At 62.4% G+C, this 16,134-nt stretch carries 13 protein-coding genes; all 13 read right to left on the bottom strand.

Annotation, left to right across the window (positions count from 1 at the left end):
- Positions 1–27 precede the first annotated feature (27 nt).
- The 13 genes from tagF to tssA are packed head-to-tail and all read right to left on the bottom strand — an operon-like array spanning position 28 to position 16,088.
- Positions 28–552, bottom strand: coding sequence for a type VI secretion system-associated protein TagF (gene tagF / locus FJ490_RS22445; protein WP_181165312.1), 525 nt, complete (start codon positions 550–552; stop codon positions 28–30).
- Positions 549–4,085 carry a type VI secretion system membrane subunit TssM gene (gene tssM, locus FJ490_RS22440; protein ID WP_140729102.1) on the bottom strand — a complete coding sequence of 1,179 codons (3,537 nt, stop codon included), beginning with the start codon at positions 4,083–4,085 and terminating at the stop codon, positions 549–551. The genes tagF and tssM overlap by 4 nt, the downstream gene beginning before the upstream one ends.
- A 1-nt stretch (position 4,086) precedes the next feature.
- Complete coding sequence (gene icmH / locus FJ490_RS22435; protein WP_140623892.1) at positions 4,087–5,409, bottom strand: type IVB secretion system protein IcmH/DotU; 1,323 nt, start codon at positions 5,407–5,409, stop codon at positions 4,087–4,089.
- A 4-nt stretch (positions 5,410–5,413) separates the two neighbouring features.
- Positions 5,414–6,748, bottom strand: coding sequence for a type VI secretion system baseplate subunit TssK (gene tssK / locus FJ490_RS22430; protein ID WP_140729101.1), 1,335 nt, complete (start codon positions 6,746–6,748; stop codon positions 5,414–5,416).
- Positions 6,749–6,786: 38 nt separating this feature from the next.
- Entirely contained in the window at positions 6,787–7,239 is a 453-nt protein-coding gene (gene tssJ / locus FJ490_RS22425; RefSeq protein WP_140498291.1) for a type VI secretion system lipoprotein TssJ, read from the bottom strand.
- 3 nt (positions 7,240–7,242) lie between these two features.
- Positions 7,243–8,715 carry a type VI secretion system-associated FHA domain protein TagH gene (tagH, locus tag FJ490_RS22420; RefSeq protein ID WP_140624042.1) on the bottom strand — a complete coding sequence of 491 codons (1,473 nt, stop codon included), beginning with the start codon at positions 8,713–8,715 and terminating at the stop codon, positions 7,243–7,245.
- Complete coding sequence (gene tssG, locus FJ490_RS22415; protein ID WP_140623890.1) at positions 8,712–9,779, bottom strand: type VI secretion system baseplate subunit TssG; 1,068 nt, start codon at positions 9,777–9,779, stop codon at positions 8,712–8,714. Before tssG ends, tagH begins: the two co-directional genes overlap by 4 nt.
- Positions 9,743–11,617 (bottom strand): type VI secretion system baseplate subunit TssF, encoded by a 1,875-nt coding sequence (gene tssF / locus FJ490_RS22410; RefSeq protein WP_140557375.1) that lies wholly within the window; start codon positions 11,615–11,617, stop codon positions 9,743–9,745. The genes tssG and tssF overlap by 37 nt, the downstream gene beginning before the upstream one ends.
- A gap of 1 nt (position 11,618) precedes the next feature.
- The gene (gene tssE / locus FJ490_RS22405) at positions 11,619–12,374 is read right to left on the bottom strand and encodes a type VI secretion system baseplate subunit TssE (protein ID WP_140498535.1); all 756 of its coding nucleotides are present in this window, start codon (positions 12,372–12,374) and stop codon (positions 11,619–11,621) included.
- A complete protein-coding gene (locus FJ490_RS22400; RefSeq protein WP_115143971.1) occupies positions 12,361–12,816 on the bottom strand; it encodes an Hcp family type VI secretion system effector in 456 nt (151 codons plus the stop codon). Before FJ490_RS22400 ends, tssE begins: the two co-directional genes overlap by 14 nt.
- Positions 12,817–12,861: 45 nt before the next feature.
- Positions 12,862–14,367 (bottom strand): type VI secretion system contractile sheath large subunit, encoded by a 1,506-nt coding sequence (gene tssC, locus FJ490_RS22395; protein ID WP_140498288.1) that lies wholly within the window; start codon positions 14,365–14,367, stop codon positions 12,862–12,864.
- Between the two features lie 3 nt (positions 14,368–14,370).
- Positions 14,371–14,910, bottom strand: coding sequence for a type VI secretion system contractile sheath small subunit (tssB, locus tag FJ490_RS22390; protein WP_140498287.1), 540 nt, complete (start codon positions 14,908–14,910; stop codon positions 14,371–14,373).
- A gap of 5 nt (positions 14,911–14,915) precedes the next feature.
- Complete coding sequence (gene tssA, locus FJ490_RS22385) at positions 14,916–16,088, bottom strand: type VI secretion system protein TssA (protein WP_140557377.1); 1,173 nt, start codon at positions 16,086–16,088, stop codon at positions 14,916–14,918.
- Between the last annotated feature and the right edge of the window lie 46 nt (positions 16,089–16,134).

The raw sequence follows: 16,134 nt of genomic DNA, 5'->3' as shown, positions 1-16,134 counted from the left end.
TCTCAGCGAAGGCAGTAAAGCCCATCGTCAGACATCCTCGATTGCGGGCTTGGTGGCGCGCAGCTTCGGCAAGGCGTTGTCGGCGAGGTCGTGGATATCAGCGAAGCTAAACTCGATGACGTCGAAGTCATCGCACCAGAACGTTATGGCGGAAGCGTCGCCCGTGCTCGTCTCTCTCAGCAAGGCCAGCGTCTCTGCTAGCTTGGTGGTTGACCAGTTTCCTTCCACAGCGCCGTTAAGGCAGGCGGCGATTTCGTCAAACCATCTGGCGGTAGGCTCCGGTGGCGGTCCAAGCCGCACAATGGCAAAGGGGTATCGGCGCCCGACACGGTCCTCGCTCATGCGCCATGCGCCGGCGCAGGGCAGGTCACCAAAAATACCGGGCTGCATGGTAAAGCGCCAGACACGCGAGTCCAACTCACCTTCATCCGGCCGCGCCAGCAATTCCATCGACATCCAGCGGTCCCAGCGGTCGATAAAAGTCCGCGGCAGGTTCCAAGCGACGAAATCCCCCGTCGCCGGGATCTTGCCGTAGAAGCCGGGCGCGTTCATATCTGCGGTGGACATGTGAATTTCTTGAACATTTCGAGGTTGTAGGGGTTTTCGACGCTGGCGGCCTTGAGCTCGAAATCGGCGTACATGCCTTTCGTGCCTAGGCGCAGAGTGTAGACGTCAGTCAGCGCCGTGCCGGCGAAGCGGCCGCTGCGCAGCATCCTCAGCCATGCCCAGCTGCCGGTCTCGTTGAGCATGATTTCGGGCGATCCGTCGATCGGCTGGAAAGCGAGCGAAATGACCCCGGTGCCGTCCTTGCCGGGCCAGGTCATCGGTTGCGGCCGCGTTGCGTTGTTGTAGTAGACGAGGCTCTGGCCATCGAGATTGAGCGTGACGCGCGTGAGGTTGGGAGACAAATCCTTCGGTTCGAGCGTGAAGCTCATCACCGGTCCGGCACCCCCGGGGAAAAGATCGTCGCGGATGTGCCTGGCCTGCTCGAACGCCGCCAGCGCCGAAGGGTCGAGGCCGAAATCGGCGCGCCACTTCCAAGGCTCGCCGGTCGTGTCGACATAATTGATCAGGTGGTCGTTGATGAAACCGTCGATCAGCCCGGCCGGCCCGAACAGGCGGGCGAAATCGTGCACGTTGACGTCGACCGCACTGGCTTCGCTGAAGGGATAGCGATTGTTCAGCGCCGCCTGGCAGAAAGGCAGTATGTCGGCCCGCCAGATGGCGTTGAGTTCCGAAGTGACCGCCTTTTGAGTCAAATTGCTGGTGTCGCCGGCTATCCCGCCCAACCAGCTGTTGATGGGATCGGGCAGAATCTGGGCCTGCCTTGCCACCGCGCCCGTCAGTTCGGCAAGGCCCCCCTGTTTCTTGATGGCGTCCTGTGGATTGGGGTTCGCGGTGACCGTTTGCAGGACGTTCGAAAGCGCGGTCAGTGCGACAACGGCAGCATCCAGCGCCGGTGGCTGGCCGTCGACCTCTGCGATGGTGCTCTTCAGCGGTTTGAAATGTTCGGCCACCAGATTGCCGGTCAGGTCCACCTCACTGGCGGATCCCGCGCGGGGAAGTAGTTTCGCACCCGACGTCGCCAGTTTGCCCAGCTTGCCCAGCTTGCCGAGCAGTTTCGAAGCGCCCTTGGCTGCCGCCTTGTCGTCGGCAGGCGCTTCGTCGGAACGGGTCAGTTCTGTCTCCTGAACGACCGCCGTAAGCAGCCGCTTCAGCGCTGAATCAGCACTCGAGAGATCTTTCAGATTTTCGCCGGCGACATTGAGATCGGTCAATGATGCAAGCCTCGTGTCGCGCAGGAAGCTGTCCCATTGCGCGATGTAGTCGTCGTAGTAGAGCTTCAGAATATCCTCGGACAGCGCCGAGACGGATGTCTCGGAATTTTCCGAGCAACCGCCGGCGAAAACCGCACGATCGAGCGCCGCCTGGGCGGCGACATCGTCGATGCGGTCGAGAATGACGTCGTGAAAGCCGGAATAGGTGAAAGCGCCCGAAATGCCGACGCGTAATGTCTTGCCCGAACGCCGTGCAAACACCTTGCCGCCGTTTGGGCCGGCGAAATTGGCCGGTATCCACTCCTTCAGCCCGGCCACTGCCGGATCGGCCAACAACTGCTTGTAGCCACGCGCCGGCAACGAAATCGTGCAGACCGTTTTCAGAGCTTCGGCAACCAGGGCCTGGTCCGGCGCGACATAGCTTTCGTCGACCGTCATCCGGCGGATCGCGGCAAGCTGATGCTCTTCGGCGTCGGCTGTCGGAAATGGCGCCGCGGCCGCGAATTCGGGCAGACTGTTCACCCACCAGTTCTGGGCGTAGTCTGGATCCATCTGCGACAGGCCCGTCATCATGCGATAGGTCTTGAGCGCACCGAGCATGAAGTCGGGATCGCGGATCTGGCGCCACATCGTCGCCTCGAGCAGGGCCACCATCCGGGGCTCGAGCACGTTGCGGAGGGCGTGGTCATAAGTGTCGGCCTGTGCCCTGACCAGTTCCGCCGAGGCCGATGGGCCAAGCAGATCGTGGGCAGCGCCCGGCGGTGCTGTCCGGGCATTTGCGACCGCGTCCATCGCCTCGAGCGCGCCGTCCATGGCAGGCCGCTCCACCGATGCCGGGGTTGCGGCAGCGGAGGTCAGCGGCGTTTGCAGCGCTTCGAACTGGCCTGCCTGCGCCGAGATCGCATGGCGGTTGTCAAAATAGGACCAGGTGAACAGGCCGCCTGCCAGCAACGCCGCCGCAGCGCATGCGGCAGCGGCGCCGCGCCAGATCCAGGCTCGGCGGCGTTGCGCCAGTGGGTCAAATGTACCGAGGCCTGCTTCCTTGAAGATGACTTCAGTGAGGAGGTTCTTCAGGAAGAAGCTGCGTTTCTCGACCCGAGATGCGGGCAGGGCGCGCCGCGGTGGAAGACCGAAGGAGGAAGACAGCGCGGCGGTCAGCCGGTCGATAGGCGCCCCTTCCTGCGTCGCCGATGTCAGGTAGAGGCCGCGCAGCCAGGCAGCCTCCTCATACCGGCTTTCGCCGAACATGGCTTCGACCAGCACCTGAATCGGTTCGGACAAGCTTGTCAGTTGGGCGGGAAACCTGAAGATTTCGGCACGGGCGGCGAGTTTGTCCTCGTCCTCCAGGCGCGTCACCAGGCGCCGCTCGAGTTCGGTCGCCAGCGTCGCGATTTCTCGTTCGATGGTCTTGCCATCCACGCGCGCATCCAGCGCGAACGTCGTCCCCCACACCTGTTCGCGCGAGGCGGTCGACAGGCCGCCGAAGAAGGGCTCGAAGCCCTTGATCAGGTCGGCCTTGGTCAGCATCAGATAGACCGGCAGGCGGATTTCAAGCCGGTCGTTGAGCTCGGCCAACCGGCGGCGGATCTTGCGCCCGTGCGCCTTGATGGCCTCGTCGCCCTCGGAAAGGACGTCGATCGAAAGCGCGACGATCACGCCGTTCAGCGCACGGCGGCCGCGATGTTTCTTCAAGAGGTCGAGGAAACCGAGCCATTCGGCCGCGTCGACATCCGGCTGGCTCTCCTGCTGGACATAGCGGCCGGCGGTGTCGATTAGAACCGCGTTTTCGGAAAAGAACCAGTCACAGTTGCGCGTGCCACCGACCCCCTGCAAGTCGTCTGTGAGGTCGATCGGAAAATTCAGTCCGGACTGCCGCAAGGCGGTGGTCTTGCCGGTGGCCGGCGGCCCGACGATCACATACCAAGGCATCTCGCGCAGGAACTTGCGCCCGCCCAGCTTGCGGCGCCTCAGTTCGGTCATCACCTCGGCGAACTTGGCGCCCACGGCGGCGACGTTCTCTTCGCCTGGACTGAGCGGCTTTTCCACCGCTGGCGCGGCAATCTCGGCGACGAACATGCGGTTGGCGCGGATCGCCCGGCGCTGGGCAACGATCAGCCAGACCAGCCAGAAGATGACCAGCAGCGCGATGATGACGATGCGCACATTTTCGGAGGCGAAGGGGTCGTAGGGACCAACCCTGACGATCGGACCGAAGATCCAGATAACCAGGGATAGCAGCGTCAGGCCGATCAGCGTCCACAGCCAGCGCGATGTCAGGACCGCCCAGAGGAAGCGCAGGATGAACATCTCACAGCCTCTTTTCGACGAGCACCTCGACGCGGCGATTCAAGGCTCGCCCCTCGCGCGTGCTGTCGCTGGCCACAGGATCGGTGGCAGCCCGGCCCTCCGAATGGACGCGATCCTGCGGCACTCCGTTTTGAACCAGCATGTCGGCAATCGTCCGGGCGCGAGCCTCGGATAGTCGCTGGTTGGTCGACAGCGGGTTGGTCTTTTGCAAAGGAACGCTGTCAGTATGGCCGACCACCGTGATGTTTCCGATCAGCTCCTGATTGGCGAGGATCACCTTGGCGATCGAACCGATCAAGGGTTCGAAACCATCGGTCAATTGTGGCCGCGATGACTGGAATAGTTCGGGGTTGGAGGCCTGGATGATCAGCTTGGCCAGTGAAACGCTCTCCGTGCCGCTGAGAGCAGATTTGAGCTCGGCCGGCGCCCCCGCCTGGAATTCCGGCAACAGCGCAAAATCCACTTTTTCCGGTGGCGGGGCGTCGACTTTGGGCGACGCGCGGGTGATGTCGCCGCGGGCAGGCGGTGGCAGGGCACGAACAAGTGCGGAAAGCTCGACCGCCTGGCTGCTCAGTCCCATCGACAGCCCGATATGGATCGCCGCGGCTGCAACCGCAGCACCGAGCGCCATGACCCAGATCGGCACGATGAAGCGCTGCGGCTGGTCGGAGGCGATGACACCTTTCCAGTTTGGCGCTAAAGGCGCGCCTTCGGCGTCGGCATTGCGCAGGAAGCGGGCCGCCGCCACGCGAACCGCATTGAGCGAGCGGTCGCCTGAGCGGCCGGGCACGCGATATTTGCCACGGAAGCCGAGCGCCAGGCAATGGTACTGCAGTTCAAGCAATTCTCGGTCCCGGTTAGGATGTCGTTCCAGTTCGTCGAGTCGCGTGAAGAATTGCGTGCCGGCATCGACATCGCCGCGCAGCATGACGACGAGCGGCTGCCGCGGCCAGGCGCTGGCCCCGCCCCAAGGCGTGTTCAGGGCCAGATCGTCGAGCAACGCAGCCACCACCCAGGCTGCCTGGTCGGCTCGCTCCATCGAGGACCCCGTCGACATAGCCGTGTCGCGTGCCCGAACCAGTTCTTCGAGCAAACGGGTGCGCAAGACTTCCGGATTGTCTGGCGGCATTGCGCTTTCGAGCTCGGGGGCGAACTCGAGCAAGGGCGCAAAGGCGTTGACAAGCGCGTTCGGGTGGGTGCGAGAGCGTTTTACCAGTGCGCCCGGCGAAAGTGGCGCCATGGGCCTTGGCATCGGCGCGCCGCTCAATCGTATGCGAGTGCGTTCGCGATCCTCCGACAGTCCGAAAGGATCATCGCGGCTCATGATCTCACCTGTTCACCGAATAGCAGTCCACCTGCGGCTCGCTTGGCAACACGCCCGAAACACCGATGACGAAGCCTGGTGCGTCGAGCAGCGAGGCCCAGTGTTCGCTTTTCTGATCCAATTCGAGGCACAGTCGATCGCCGTCGTAAGGGATTTCGCGTGGCTGGGAATGAAGCGGTTTTAGCGGAATGCCGGGCAAGCGCGATTTCCACAGGCCCTCGAACTCGTCGGCCGAGCCGACGGTCGCCTGATTGACGAAGATCTTGCGCAGGGCATCCTCCGACAGCTCCGAGCCGACCCGGATGACGATGCGGCTGGCCACCAGCAGCTTTGGGTTGTCGATGCGAATTTTCCAGACATTGGTCGAGTGCCGCATGACAGGCAGCGCACGCGATTTCGGCTCGATGTAACGAAGGCTGAGAATGAGCGAGCGCAGCGCGTCCGCCAGCGCCGAATAGGCAGGGCCGGGCGCCATGTGATCGTAAGCGGGCAACTCGCCCAGCCGCCGCGCGCTCGATCCGTAAGTTGCCATCGAACCGGCGAGCCCGGCGAGTTCCAGGTAAAGCTCGGCCGGATGGAAGACATCCTGCGCCAGCATGTGAGCCAGACGCGGACGCGCCGCATTGGCGAGATTGAGCATCAACAGATCTTCGACGCTGCGCCCAGGCCCGCCCATGACCATCTTGCCATGCGCCTCGGCGATCTGGTCGAGGCCGGTGACAACTTCCAGAAGCAATTGCCGATACCAGGCCACCGCGCCGGTAACCAGTGCCGGTGGCAGGAAGGTCTCGTCCAGAGAGACGCCGCCATCGGCTCGAACTCCGTTGAGGTCGGCTATCGGCAAGGCGGTGTAGCCACCAACCGACTTGCCAGGTGCAAGCAGCAGCGCCTGCGGACGGGCGATTTCTATTTCTTCAGGATCCGAACCGCCCTGGACAGCGTCGCGCACCGAAACGATCCGCCCGTGATATCGCGCTCCAGAGGCGGCGGCGTGTGCCGGATCGAAGCCGACACCACCGGGAGGCTCCAGCGGCAAGGCGACCAGCACCGGCCCTGCGCCCGTCTCGGGGGTGACCGGCAGCGGTCGCGGCGCGTCCATCCAATCCGGAATGGAAAAAGGTGTCCCATCCGGGAAGATGCCCCGGGCCGACAGGATCGCGACCTGGCCGGATTCCAGCAATGCCTGGTCCAGCGTCAGCTGTCGAAAGCCGAACGTATGCAGTTGTCCGGCCTGCAACGCGCCGCGCACCGTCGCCTCGAAGAAACGATCCTGCTGCTGGAAATGCTGGCTTCGCAGGAAAAGTCCTTCGGACCATAGCACCCTGTTTGCATCGCTCATGCCGCTACTCTCTGCATTGAGCTCCCTTACCTTGGCTGCTAGGCGGAGATGCCGCCGCTGCCCAACGTGACATTGATGGTGAACTTTGATCCCGGCGACACCGACTTGGTTGTCCGCCAGTTCCTGCCGCCAGGTTCGCGGATCAGTGCAACGAAGCCCAGAGCCGTCGCGTCCGGCTCGACAGTGATGGTCTTGGATGCGGATTTTCCGGGCCCGACGGCGATCTGGTCGGAACCGATAAGATCTCCTGCGAGTGCGCTGCCGGCATCCCCCTGCAGCGCAAAATAGTCGGCGGAATTGAATTTGCCGGTGCTTTTTAACCGCATCACGAGAACCGTCACCGGCCGGTCGCCGCCACCTGGCCCCGGATTCATGCCGGCCCCGCCGGTCACGTTGACGGTGATCACCGACGGCTTTGGCGGACCGCTCTGGCACGCTGCAACCAGCCCGGTCGCGCCCAGGGCAATCATCAATTCACGTCGGTCGATCATGGCTTACTCCTCCTCATATGCATCTCGAAAATCAGTGCCGATTTCGCCAAGGAAGCTTTTTTCCGCGCTTTCGGCGATTTCGCGATGGCGTTTTTGATAGAGCTCCCACAGCTTGGCGCCGCGCCCGCCCGAAAGCAGGGTGCCGATCGCCGAATTCGATTTCAGCTCGTCCTCGATCGCTGCGGGATCGAAACGATCGATCATCCGTCGCAAAGCGGCCTGTATGCCTCGCCAAGCGCGCACGTGATGTTGCGCGAGATCGCGAACTGCATCGGCGATTGCCGCCTCCCCGGCGAGAAATCCGGGGCTGCGCTCAGCGACCAGCGTCACGATGGCGTCGTCGACCGTCGGCAGAAATTTGAGCGGATTGACTTCGGAAGCACCGACCATTGTCTGGGCGACGCGAGCATTTCCTTTCTCCTCGGCCCGCTTGCGCAGAAGCTGCATCAGCCCTTCCATCATCAGCCGGTATTCGCGGCCGAACTTCTCCATTTCCACGATGCTGTCGCGCCCGGGGAAATCGGCTTCCTCGACGCCCATGCCGCGCAAGAAGGCGGCGCGGAGCGCCATCTCGGCGGGCTGCGCGCTTGCCGGCGGGCGGGCAGGTTTGGAAGCAGCACCCATGCGCGCTGGAGGCAGGACATCGGCCGGTTGCGCGGGAATATCCCAGGGATTGGCGGATGGTGGCCGTTGGGCAATGCGCTCGCGCTGGCCGGTCGAGGCCGAGTTATTTGTCGAACTGGGCGAGGAGACCGGTCCGAAACCAAAATCATCGTTGAAGTCGGACAGCTTTCCCGCTGCGGATTCAGCTCCGTGGCTGGGAGGGGGGGGCCGGTCGAGGCTGAATGGATCCGCCCGGCTGCCCACCCCGCCCTGCTCGACATAAACGGCGGCGTTTTTCGACACCGGCGTTGAAACCGGATCGAGGCTGAACGGGTCGTCGAAAGCAGGCGAGTTGCGCTGGCCGGAGGACGCGCGCTCGAACGCCCCTGGGATCGGCTGCTCGAATGGGTTCGGCAGATCAGCAGGTCGAGGCCGTTGCGGCGCTTCTTCGACCTTGGCGGAAAAGAAGTCATCGCGGCCGATGCTTACCGGCGCCCGCGATGCCGCTGGCAGACGTTCTGGGACCGGCTGGATGACTGCGGGCGATTGAGCGGCCGCGATCTGCAGGTCGACACAGACGACGTAATCGCCCAGCCTGAGCCGCATGCCGCTTTGAAGGCGTGCGGACTTGCCTGGACCAAGCGGGCTATCGGAATCGTTTATGAACAAACCGCTGCTCGATGTGTCGGTGACGAAATATCCATCTCGCCCGCCAGAGATTTTGCAGTGAGCGCGTGAAACGAACATGTCGGGATCATCGATCTGCCAGCCTGCATCGGCGCTGCGGCCGATCACCAGCTCACCTTCGTCCAGGCGAGTTTGCCGCACCGCCTGGGTGCGTGGCCCTTGCTCTAGCGTTAGCAGCAGACTCATGCCGCGCCCCCCGCCATTTCCGGCCGCCATCCGACGATTGTGCGCAGCCGCATATCATCAGCATCTCCCCTTTCAGCGGGTCGCGCAAGCCAGGCGGTTCGGCCGAGCTGCACCGCTCCAATACGGGGCGGCGGCACTGCTTCACGCGCAAGCACGATACGCAGATCGACATCGAGAGATTCTCCGACCACGTCGCGAACCGCGTGCTGGAACAGTTTGAGCCGCTGGCTGCCCGGCAGGAATGTCTTGAAATCATCATACTTCAAAGGGCCGACCCGCAGTTCGATCCTGCTTTGGCGGGTGAAAACGCGTGGGCCGATCGTCGCCCCCCGACCGAGCACAGCAAAGGATTTTGCGAGGCGGGTCTGGAGGCCTGCTGGTATGATTGTCCAGGCGGCGACGAATTCCTTGATCTTTACCGGCACCTTGAAGGCTTCCGCCAGGAACAGTGTCAGTCGTTCCGGGCCCTCGACCTGGCTGGCGAGCGAAGCCGCCTGGCGAAGCTTCACCATGTCGAGATCGATGTTTCGGGTGCCGGGAAGTCCGATACCGGCCATGGCCGCAAGCATGGCGCGAACCCGGCCACCGACCGCGCGTTCAACCTGAACGGCCGGATTCGCATCCGCCCACGCCCGATAGTAAAGGGCGATCATGCGGTGCTGCAGAATGTTGACGAAATCGACGAAAGTAGTGTCGCTGGTCAGCTGTGCGTTGGCCCCGGCGAACCACCGCTGCGACAGCCGGTCGAGCACCCAGCGCGTCAGATGCAGCGGCATTGGACCCTCGGGGCCCAAGAGACCCAGATTTGCAATCGTGACCCGGGCCGGCTTGCCGTTGTCGGCTTCGCGGAAATAGACCAGGTCCCTGGCCGAGAAGGCGAGGCGCACATGCTGGCCAAGCCTTGCCGGCTCACGGTCGGGACGGCCGGAATGGCCGAACACGGCATTTTGCTGTTCGAGACGGCGCAGCAATTCGAAAAAGTCGAACCCTTCGGACAGACCTTCAGCGGGGTTTGGGCTGGGCTTGTCTAGATCAGGGAGCGATTGCCGGGCGTCATCGGCCATGGCACATCCTCCTGCTTCTGCAGCAGCCGCGTGCGGGTCCGCACGAAACCGTTTATTCCGGCATATCGGGCGAACAGCCGCGCCAGCAAAGCCGAAAGCAGCAAAGTGCTTTGGCCAGCCAGGATGGATTCATCGACATGCAACGTAACCTCGGTGCCGCGTCCGAAGCACATCGGCCCCTCGATCTGAAGCCGCTCCACGACCGGCCGCGAGTCGATGCGGGCGATCGAATGTACATTGCGAGCCAGGCTGGGATCGCCTCGGTCGGCATAGATATCGAGAAGCGCATGCAACGGGTCGACGCCGCGGCCCTCCTTGGCAAGGCTGAGGAAGTTAAGCATGAGCTGTGCCACCAGCCGCCAGGCGAGATCGTCGGCGCGCGATTCACCCTCGGCCCCTGTGGGCAGTGCTGCGGGGATCGCCGGCTGCGGTGGACGCAGGGCTCCAAGGAGCCTGACGATTTCGACCGGGTCGCCGGCCTCAAGCGTCAATGTGGGATTGTCATCGAGGATCGGCAGGTCACGATTGGTGCACAGTGCTACGACGTCGAGACGCTTCAGAGGTCGGTACGCCGGGCTAGCGAGCGGTCGCGATACGGCCAGGAAAACGTCGTCGCCGGTGTATGACGTGCGCGTTAGACCGTCGCGCCGTTCGTCTTCGGTCGCGCGCCGAGGGCGCCGCTCGGTTGAGTAGACCCACCCACTGCCGCTGTTCTGCCCCAGGCTGAACAGTTCCGGAATTTCGGCGTCGTTGCCTTCGGTGTCGGCGTCCTCAACACGAATGATCCGATAGATTTCAAAGTCGCGCGCCCGCGTGCGGTCTGCATGCAAAACCTGGCGTGTCTTACGCGCATCGATCTCGACGACGTTGCACTCACGTTCGAAAAGATTGATGATCGGCGTTGCGAAAAGTTCGAAGTCGGCCGATGTCAGATCGGCCAACTCTGGCACCGGACGCCTGAATTGGAAGACGATCTCAAGCCCTCCGTCGCATCGACGCACGACAGGCTGTAGCCCCGAAACCCGCACATAGTGGAAGCGCTCGGGCATTATGAAGTATTCTCGCAGGAGGCGATATCCTTCGAATGTCGGGCGGGTACGCGGCATCAAGGCTTCGTCGTCGCTGATGCCAACCATTTCGGGCGCTGGCAAGGGCGACAACGGGTTGGTCTTGCCCTCAGCGCGTGCGCCAACGGTTGAGCAAGTGCCGAAGATCGCGTCGAATAGCAGCGGCGCCTTGGTTCGCCCGGCAAAATAAATATCGAGCCGGTCGAGCGTCAATTCGTGGAGCTTGCCTTTTCCGGTCGGGGCCAGCGTGATGCGGAGCGCCGCCTCGCCGCGCACACCGCCGACCGTGGCCATCCCGGCCGCCGCCAACGCGCTGCGGTCCTGAAAATAGCTGACCGAAGTGATTGCTATCGGCCACAGGGTCGTCTCTTGCGCGGTCGAGAAAGTGCAGCGCGTCGAAAGGCCGGGCCGCAGGCTGGAAACCAGCCGGGTGTTGCGCCTGACGACGTGGCCGTCGAGCATGGTCTGGACCTGCTGGCCTGGTTTGAGCACCACCATCGCCGTTGCCGGCGCCGGGGTGACCAGATCGGGATAAAGAACGTCGAGCACACTGCGCGAAAATCGCGAACGCTCGGCGTCGACCTTTAGCCGGGTGCGCGCCGCGAGGAAAGCCACGCCATCCAGCAGCCGCTCAACATAGGGGTCCGGACAGGGGACCGTGTCGAGGGAAAGGTTGCGCGCGACCGCTGGATGCATATCGGCAAATTCGGCCGCAAGGCCGCGGATGTGGGTCAACTCCTCCTCGTAATATTCGACGAAGACCCGATCCATCTCAGGCGTCCCTGATTTCGGTCCGCGCCGCGCCGTTATCGAGATTGATCGTAGTGCGCAGGCGCATGCGTTCCGGTGTCGGGGTTATGATCAGCACACCGTCAATCTCGATCTTGAGGCCCGCGGTCTTGTCGCCAAGCGTCACTGTGACCTTTGTTGCGCTTTCCTTGAGGCGGGGCTCGAAGGTGGCTAGCACCGCACGGATCTCACGCGCCAGCACATCGCGATCAAAGTCGCGCGAAGACCTGCCCGAGAAGGAGGGGACGCCGTAATTGACCACGCTCCGGCGCACCTCCGGGAAATCTGCGAGCGACGGTGGGTTGTCCGATACCTGTTCATTTTCCAGATCGGACAGGAGCGGCGTGGCCTCGAAGCGCTCGGTATTGAAGAGCGCCTCGACGTCACGCCGCACTGCTTCTCTGAGCACGCGGGCTGACACCACAACGCCGCGACTTTCGATCTCGACCCGATGCTGGGTCTGAAAGGCCAATCGATGCAGACGCCGTTTTTGCTCGGCTGTGAGTTCGGCATCAGCGTCGATGGCCCGCGCGCTGGCGCCAACGAGGGCGTCGACACGGTCGGCGCCAAGCTCGTCGAGCAAGACATGGCGCAGCCCGTCTATCTCCGAGGTCAGACCAGGCAGGTCATTGACGAGGCGATCCCAAAGCGACGGCTGGACGGCCTCGCTTTTTGCCCGCAAGCTGCCGGTACTGTGCTGCTTGCCAGCGTCGGGTCGCCGACCCTCACTTGCCGACATAGACATCCATTTCGGCTTCATCATTGCCGTCATAGACGAACTTGATCTTCTTGTAGGCGAAGCTGACCTCTTCCTGGATCAGGTCTTCCTCATCCTCGGCCTGCGACATGTCGTATTCCATGATCGAGGCGTCGGTGAGGGTGACGACCAGATAATCCTTAGTCTCGCCATCGATCGTCCGACGTGCCGAGAACACCACTTCATCGAGGGCCTTGTTCTCGAACAAGGCTTTCTTGAGATAAGGCGAAGATTTGTCGTAGTGTTTGATGAACTTGATCATGCCCATGGACACGCGCCCCCGACGTGAGAGCGAATTCGGGTCATAGGGTGCGACCATCTTGTAGTCGACGCCATGGATTTCGATCTCATCATCGTGGCCGTCGCGGGTGCTGGGGCCCTTGATATCGGGAACCTTCAGAAAACCATCAATCTTTACTGGCATTGTCTCTCTCCACCATTGTCAAAAAAAAGATTGTTGTTGCTGCAATCAAGTCTTAACGGACGGCAGTTCCGACACCAGTCGAAGCGAGGCATTGATGCCCTCCAGCTGGTAATGCGGGCGCAGATAGAAGCGGGCGTTGTAGTAGCCCGGCCGCCCCTCCACGCTGTCCACTTGGACCTCGGCGGCGGCGAGCGGGCGCTTGGCGCGCGCCTTGTCGTCGGCAAAGGCCGGGTTGGCCAGCACGTAGCGGTTGATCCACTCGGTCAACCAGATCTGCATGTCGGAGCGTTCCTTAAACGACCCGACCTTGTCTCGCGCTATGGCTTTGAGATAGTGCGCAAAGCGCGAAACCGGGAACAAGTAGGGCAAGTTGGCGCTCAGCCGCTCATTAGACTGCGCATCGGGGTCCACCAGTCGGCCGGCGCGCGTTTCGTCGTCCTGTAACGAATGGGCACCGATGAAAGCCGCAAGATCCGTGTTCTTCCGGTGCAGGATCGGCATCAGGCCAAGCTTGGCGAGTTCCGCCTCACGCCGGTCATCAATGGCGACTTCCGTGGGGCATTTCATCGCTATCGACCCATCATCGGTCGGGAAGCTGTGCACCGGCAAATTAAGCACCGTTCCGCCGTTCTCGACGCCGCGGATCTGGGTACCCCAGCCAAACAGCTTGTGGCTGCGGTTGATGTTGACGCCCATCGGGAAGGCGGCGTTCATCCAGACATACTTGTTGTGATCGCCCTGCACCTCTTCCTCGAAGGTGAAGCCCTTCACCGGAACGGTGTCCGTGCCATATGGCAGCCGGGCCAGGACGCGGGGCATGGTCAGCCCAATGTAGCGAGCATCCTCGCTTTCGCGCAGCGACTGCCAGGAGGCATAGGCCGGGTTGGAAACGATCTGCTGCAGATCCTGAGGGTTCGGCAATTCCTGCCAGCTATCCATACGAAACAGTCGAGGCGAGGCGGCCGCGATAAAAGGCGTATGCGCAGAAGCGCAGATGCCGGAGATGTTGCGTAGCAGACCGACGTCGCGCGGGTGGTTGGAAAATTCGTAGGCGCCGATCACGCAGCCGATCGGCTCGCCGCCAAGCATCGAATATTCGTCTGTGTAGACTTTCTTGAAGATCGGACTCTGATCCCACATCTGGCCTTCGTAGTCTTCGAGCGTGTCGGCCAGCTGCTCCTTGGAGATGTTCATCACCCGGATTTTAAGCTTCTGGTCGGTCTCGGTGTTGTTGACGAGGTACCACAGGCCGCGCCATGTGCCTTCCATTTCGCGCACTTCCGGCGCGTGCAGGATCTCGTTGACCTGAGCCGTCAGCATCTTGTCGATACCGGCGATCAGCGACTTGATCGACTTGATGGCATTGGACGAGATGGTTGTGGTGTCGGAACGGGACTGCGCTGCGAGCGCGAGATTGCGCACGAGTTGCTGCAGCTTCTCGCTGTCGTCTTTCTTGACCTTGAAATCCTTTTCGAGGAGTCCACTGAATTCTCCAAGGTCTATGGCTTCGGCCTCGGCGGCGAGGGTGGCGGTCTTTTGCTGTTCGGCCATGGTTTATTCTCCCGCCTTGTCGTCGTCAGTCAGCGCCTGGCTGGCGATCTTGCCAAGAAGTGGCTCGTTGTTCAGCAACTGCGCGATACGCTTTTCGGCGTCTACGCGGCCATCCATGAAGCCCAGCAATTCCTCGAGCTGACGACGCATCTTGAGGATCTCGGCCAGTTGCGGAACCTGCTCGGCGATCTTGTCGGGGGCGAAATCGCCCATTTTGGTGAAGGTGAGATCGAGCGCCAGTTCCTCGTCGCGCTCTTGGCCTTCGGCCTGCGGCAGCGTGTTCTTCACCCGCGCTTTGACGCGGGGTCCGAGCGCCTCCATGAACTTGGGGAAGCGGTTCGCGTCGGTCTCGACGAAGGAGCGGTCCAGAACCGACTTTGACGCTTCCTTGGTTTGCGAAGCACCGGAAAGGTCGGCCATCACGCCCATGACAAACGGCAGTTCGATCGTCGTCGGGCTGCCGTAGGTTTCCACGTCATAGGCGATCTGCACCCGTGGCGCGCGATTTCGTTCGATGACCTTGGCTTTGCTTTCGGCTGGCATGTGTCTTACCTTTCATCTTTCTGTGCCGTCTTCTTGACATCGGGAACGCCGGCAAGAAGCCGAAATTCCTTCAGTCCCGACGGGGCGAGATCTTCCATCAGTTCAACGAAATCCATATGCACCATTCGGCGCACGCGCCGCGCCAGGTGCGGGATCGGGCTGGACGGTTCGGTGCTGTCATAGAAGGCGACGACGAGATCGAGGCATTTGACGACATCGTCGCGCGAGGAGATCCGGTCGGGCAGGCCGCTGTCGCCGGATTCTGCGTAGCTTGCCACGCTTGCCATCGTATCGGCTCCATCGCCGTTGCGAACACGTGCTGCCGGTTCTGCTGGCGTCGCGACCGGCTTTGCGAGGCCGTTCGCGGCAGTGGCACCGGTCGCGTTTCGTTCGAGGGTCGTCAGCAGACGCTGCAGAAACCGCTTTAACTCGGGAAGCGTGGCGCCAGCGCCTTCGAGGCGGGAGTTAAAGGCGGCTTCGACGCTCTCGAGAGCGGCGATCGCGGCGCGGGCGTCGGCTATGAGCAACGTCATTTCTGGCCCGGCCTGATCAATCAGCGCCGCGCATGCGCTGCGCACCCGGTTCACCAGTTGGCTGTGCTCGCTTGCCAGCTTCGCCTTCTCGGCCGCATTCAGTCCCGAAGCAGCCTCCTGCAGCATGACCCGCTCGTCAAGCGAACCCTTCTCCAGATCCGCGCCCAGGATCGGCCCAATGGCGCGCGGCGCAAAGAATGTCATTTTCCGCAAATCTTTGAGTAGACCGTCCTGGCCGTTCTGAAGGTCGGTAAGCGCATTGATGCGGCGCAAGGCTGCTTCGCGCGGCGTGGCACCGGACCGCAGGGCCGGATGCATGGTCGTCCAATGCTGATCGACAGTTTGCGCGATGAGGGTCAGGCCGGCAGCCAGGCCGGCCAACCGATGCTCGTTGGCCAGTCCACGCGTAACAATGACGAGAAGGCGCAGGTCACGGCCGTGAGACCGCAGCTCTTCAGCCCTGGTAAGCACGGTAGGCCAGTCTATCGGAACGTCGACTTCAGTGTTTTTGCTGCCTTGGAACTCGACTTTCTTCTGCTGTTCCGTCAGTCGCTCCAGCTCATGAAAGGCCGGGTCGTTGCGCAAATCCTCCCCTGACGGATTTTCACCGTCGAGCGGAGTAAGCCAAAGTGCGACATCAATCACACAGACCCCCAGCGACCGGCCCTCAACGGCACCTGACCCAAGGTTA

The organism is Mesorhizobium sp. B2-5-11 (assembly GCF_006440835.1).
In the GTDB taxonomy this organism is placed as follows: Bacteria; Pseudomonadota; Alphaproteobacteria; order Rhizobiales; family Rhizobiaceae; genus Mesorhizobium.
The sequence above is the reverse complement of the archived record's forward strand: the minus strand, read 5'-3'. Positions and strand labels throughout refer to the sequence as shown.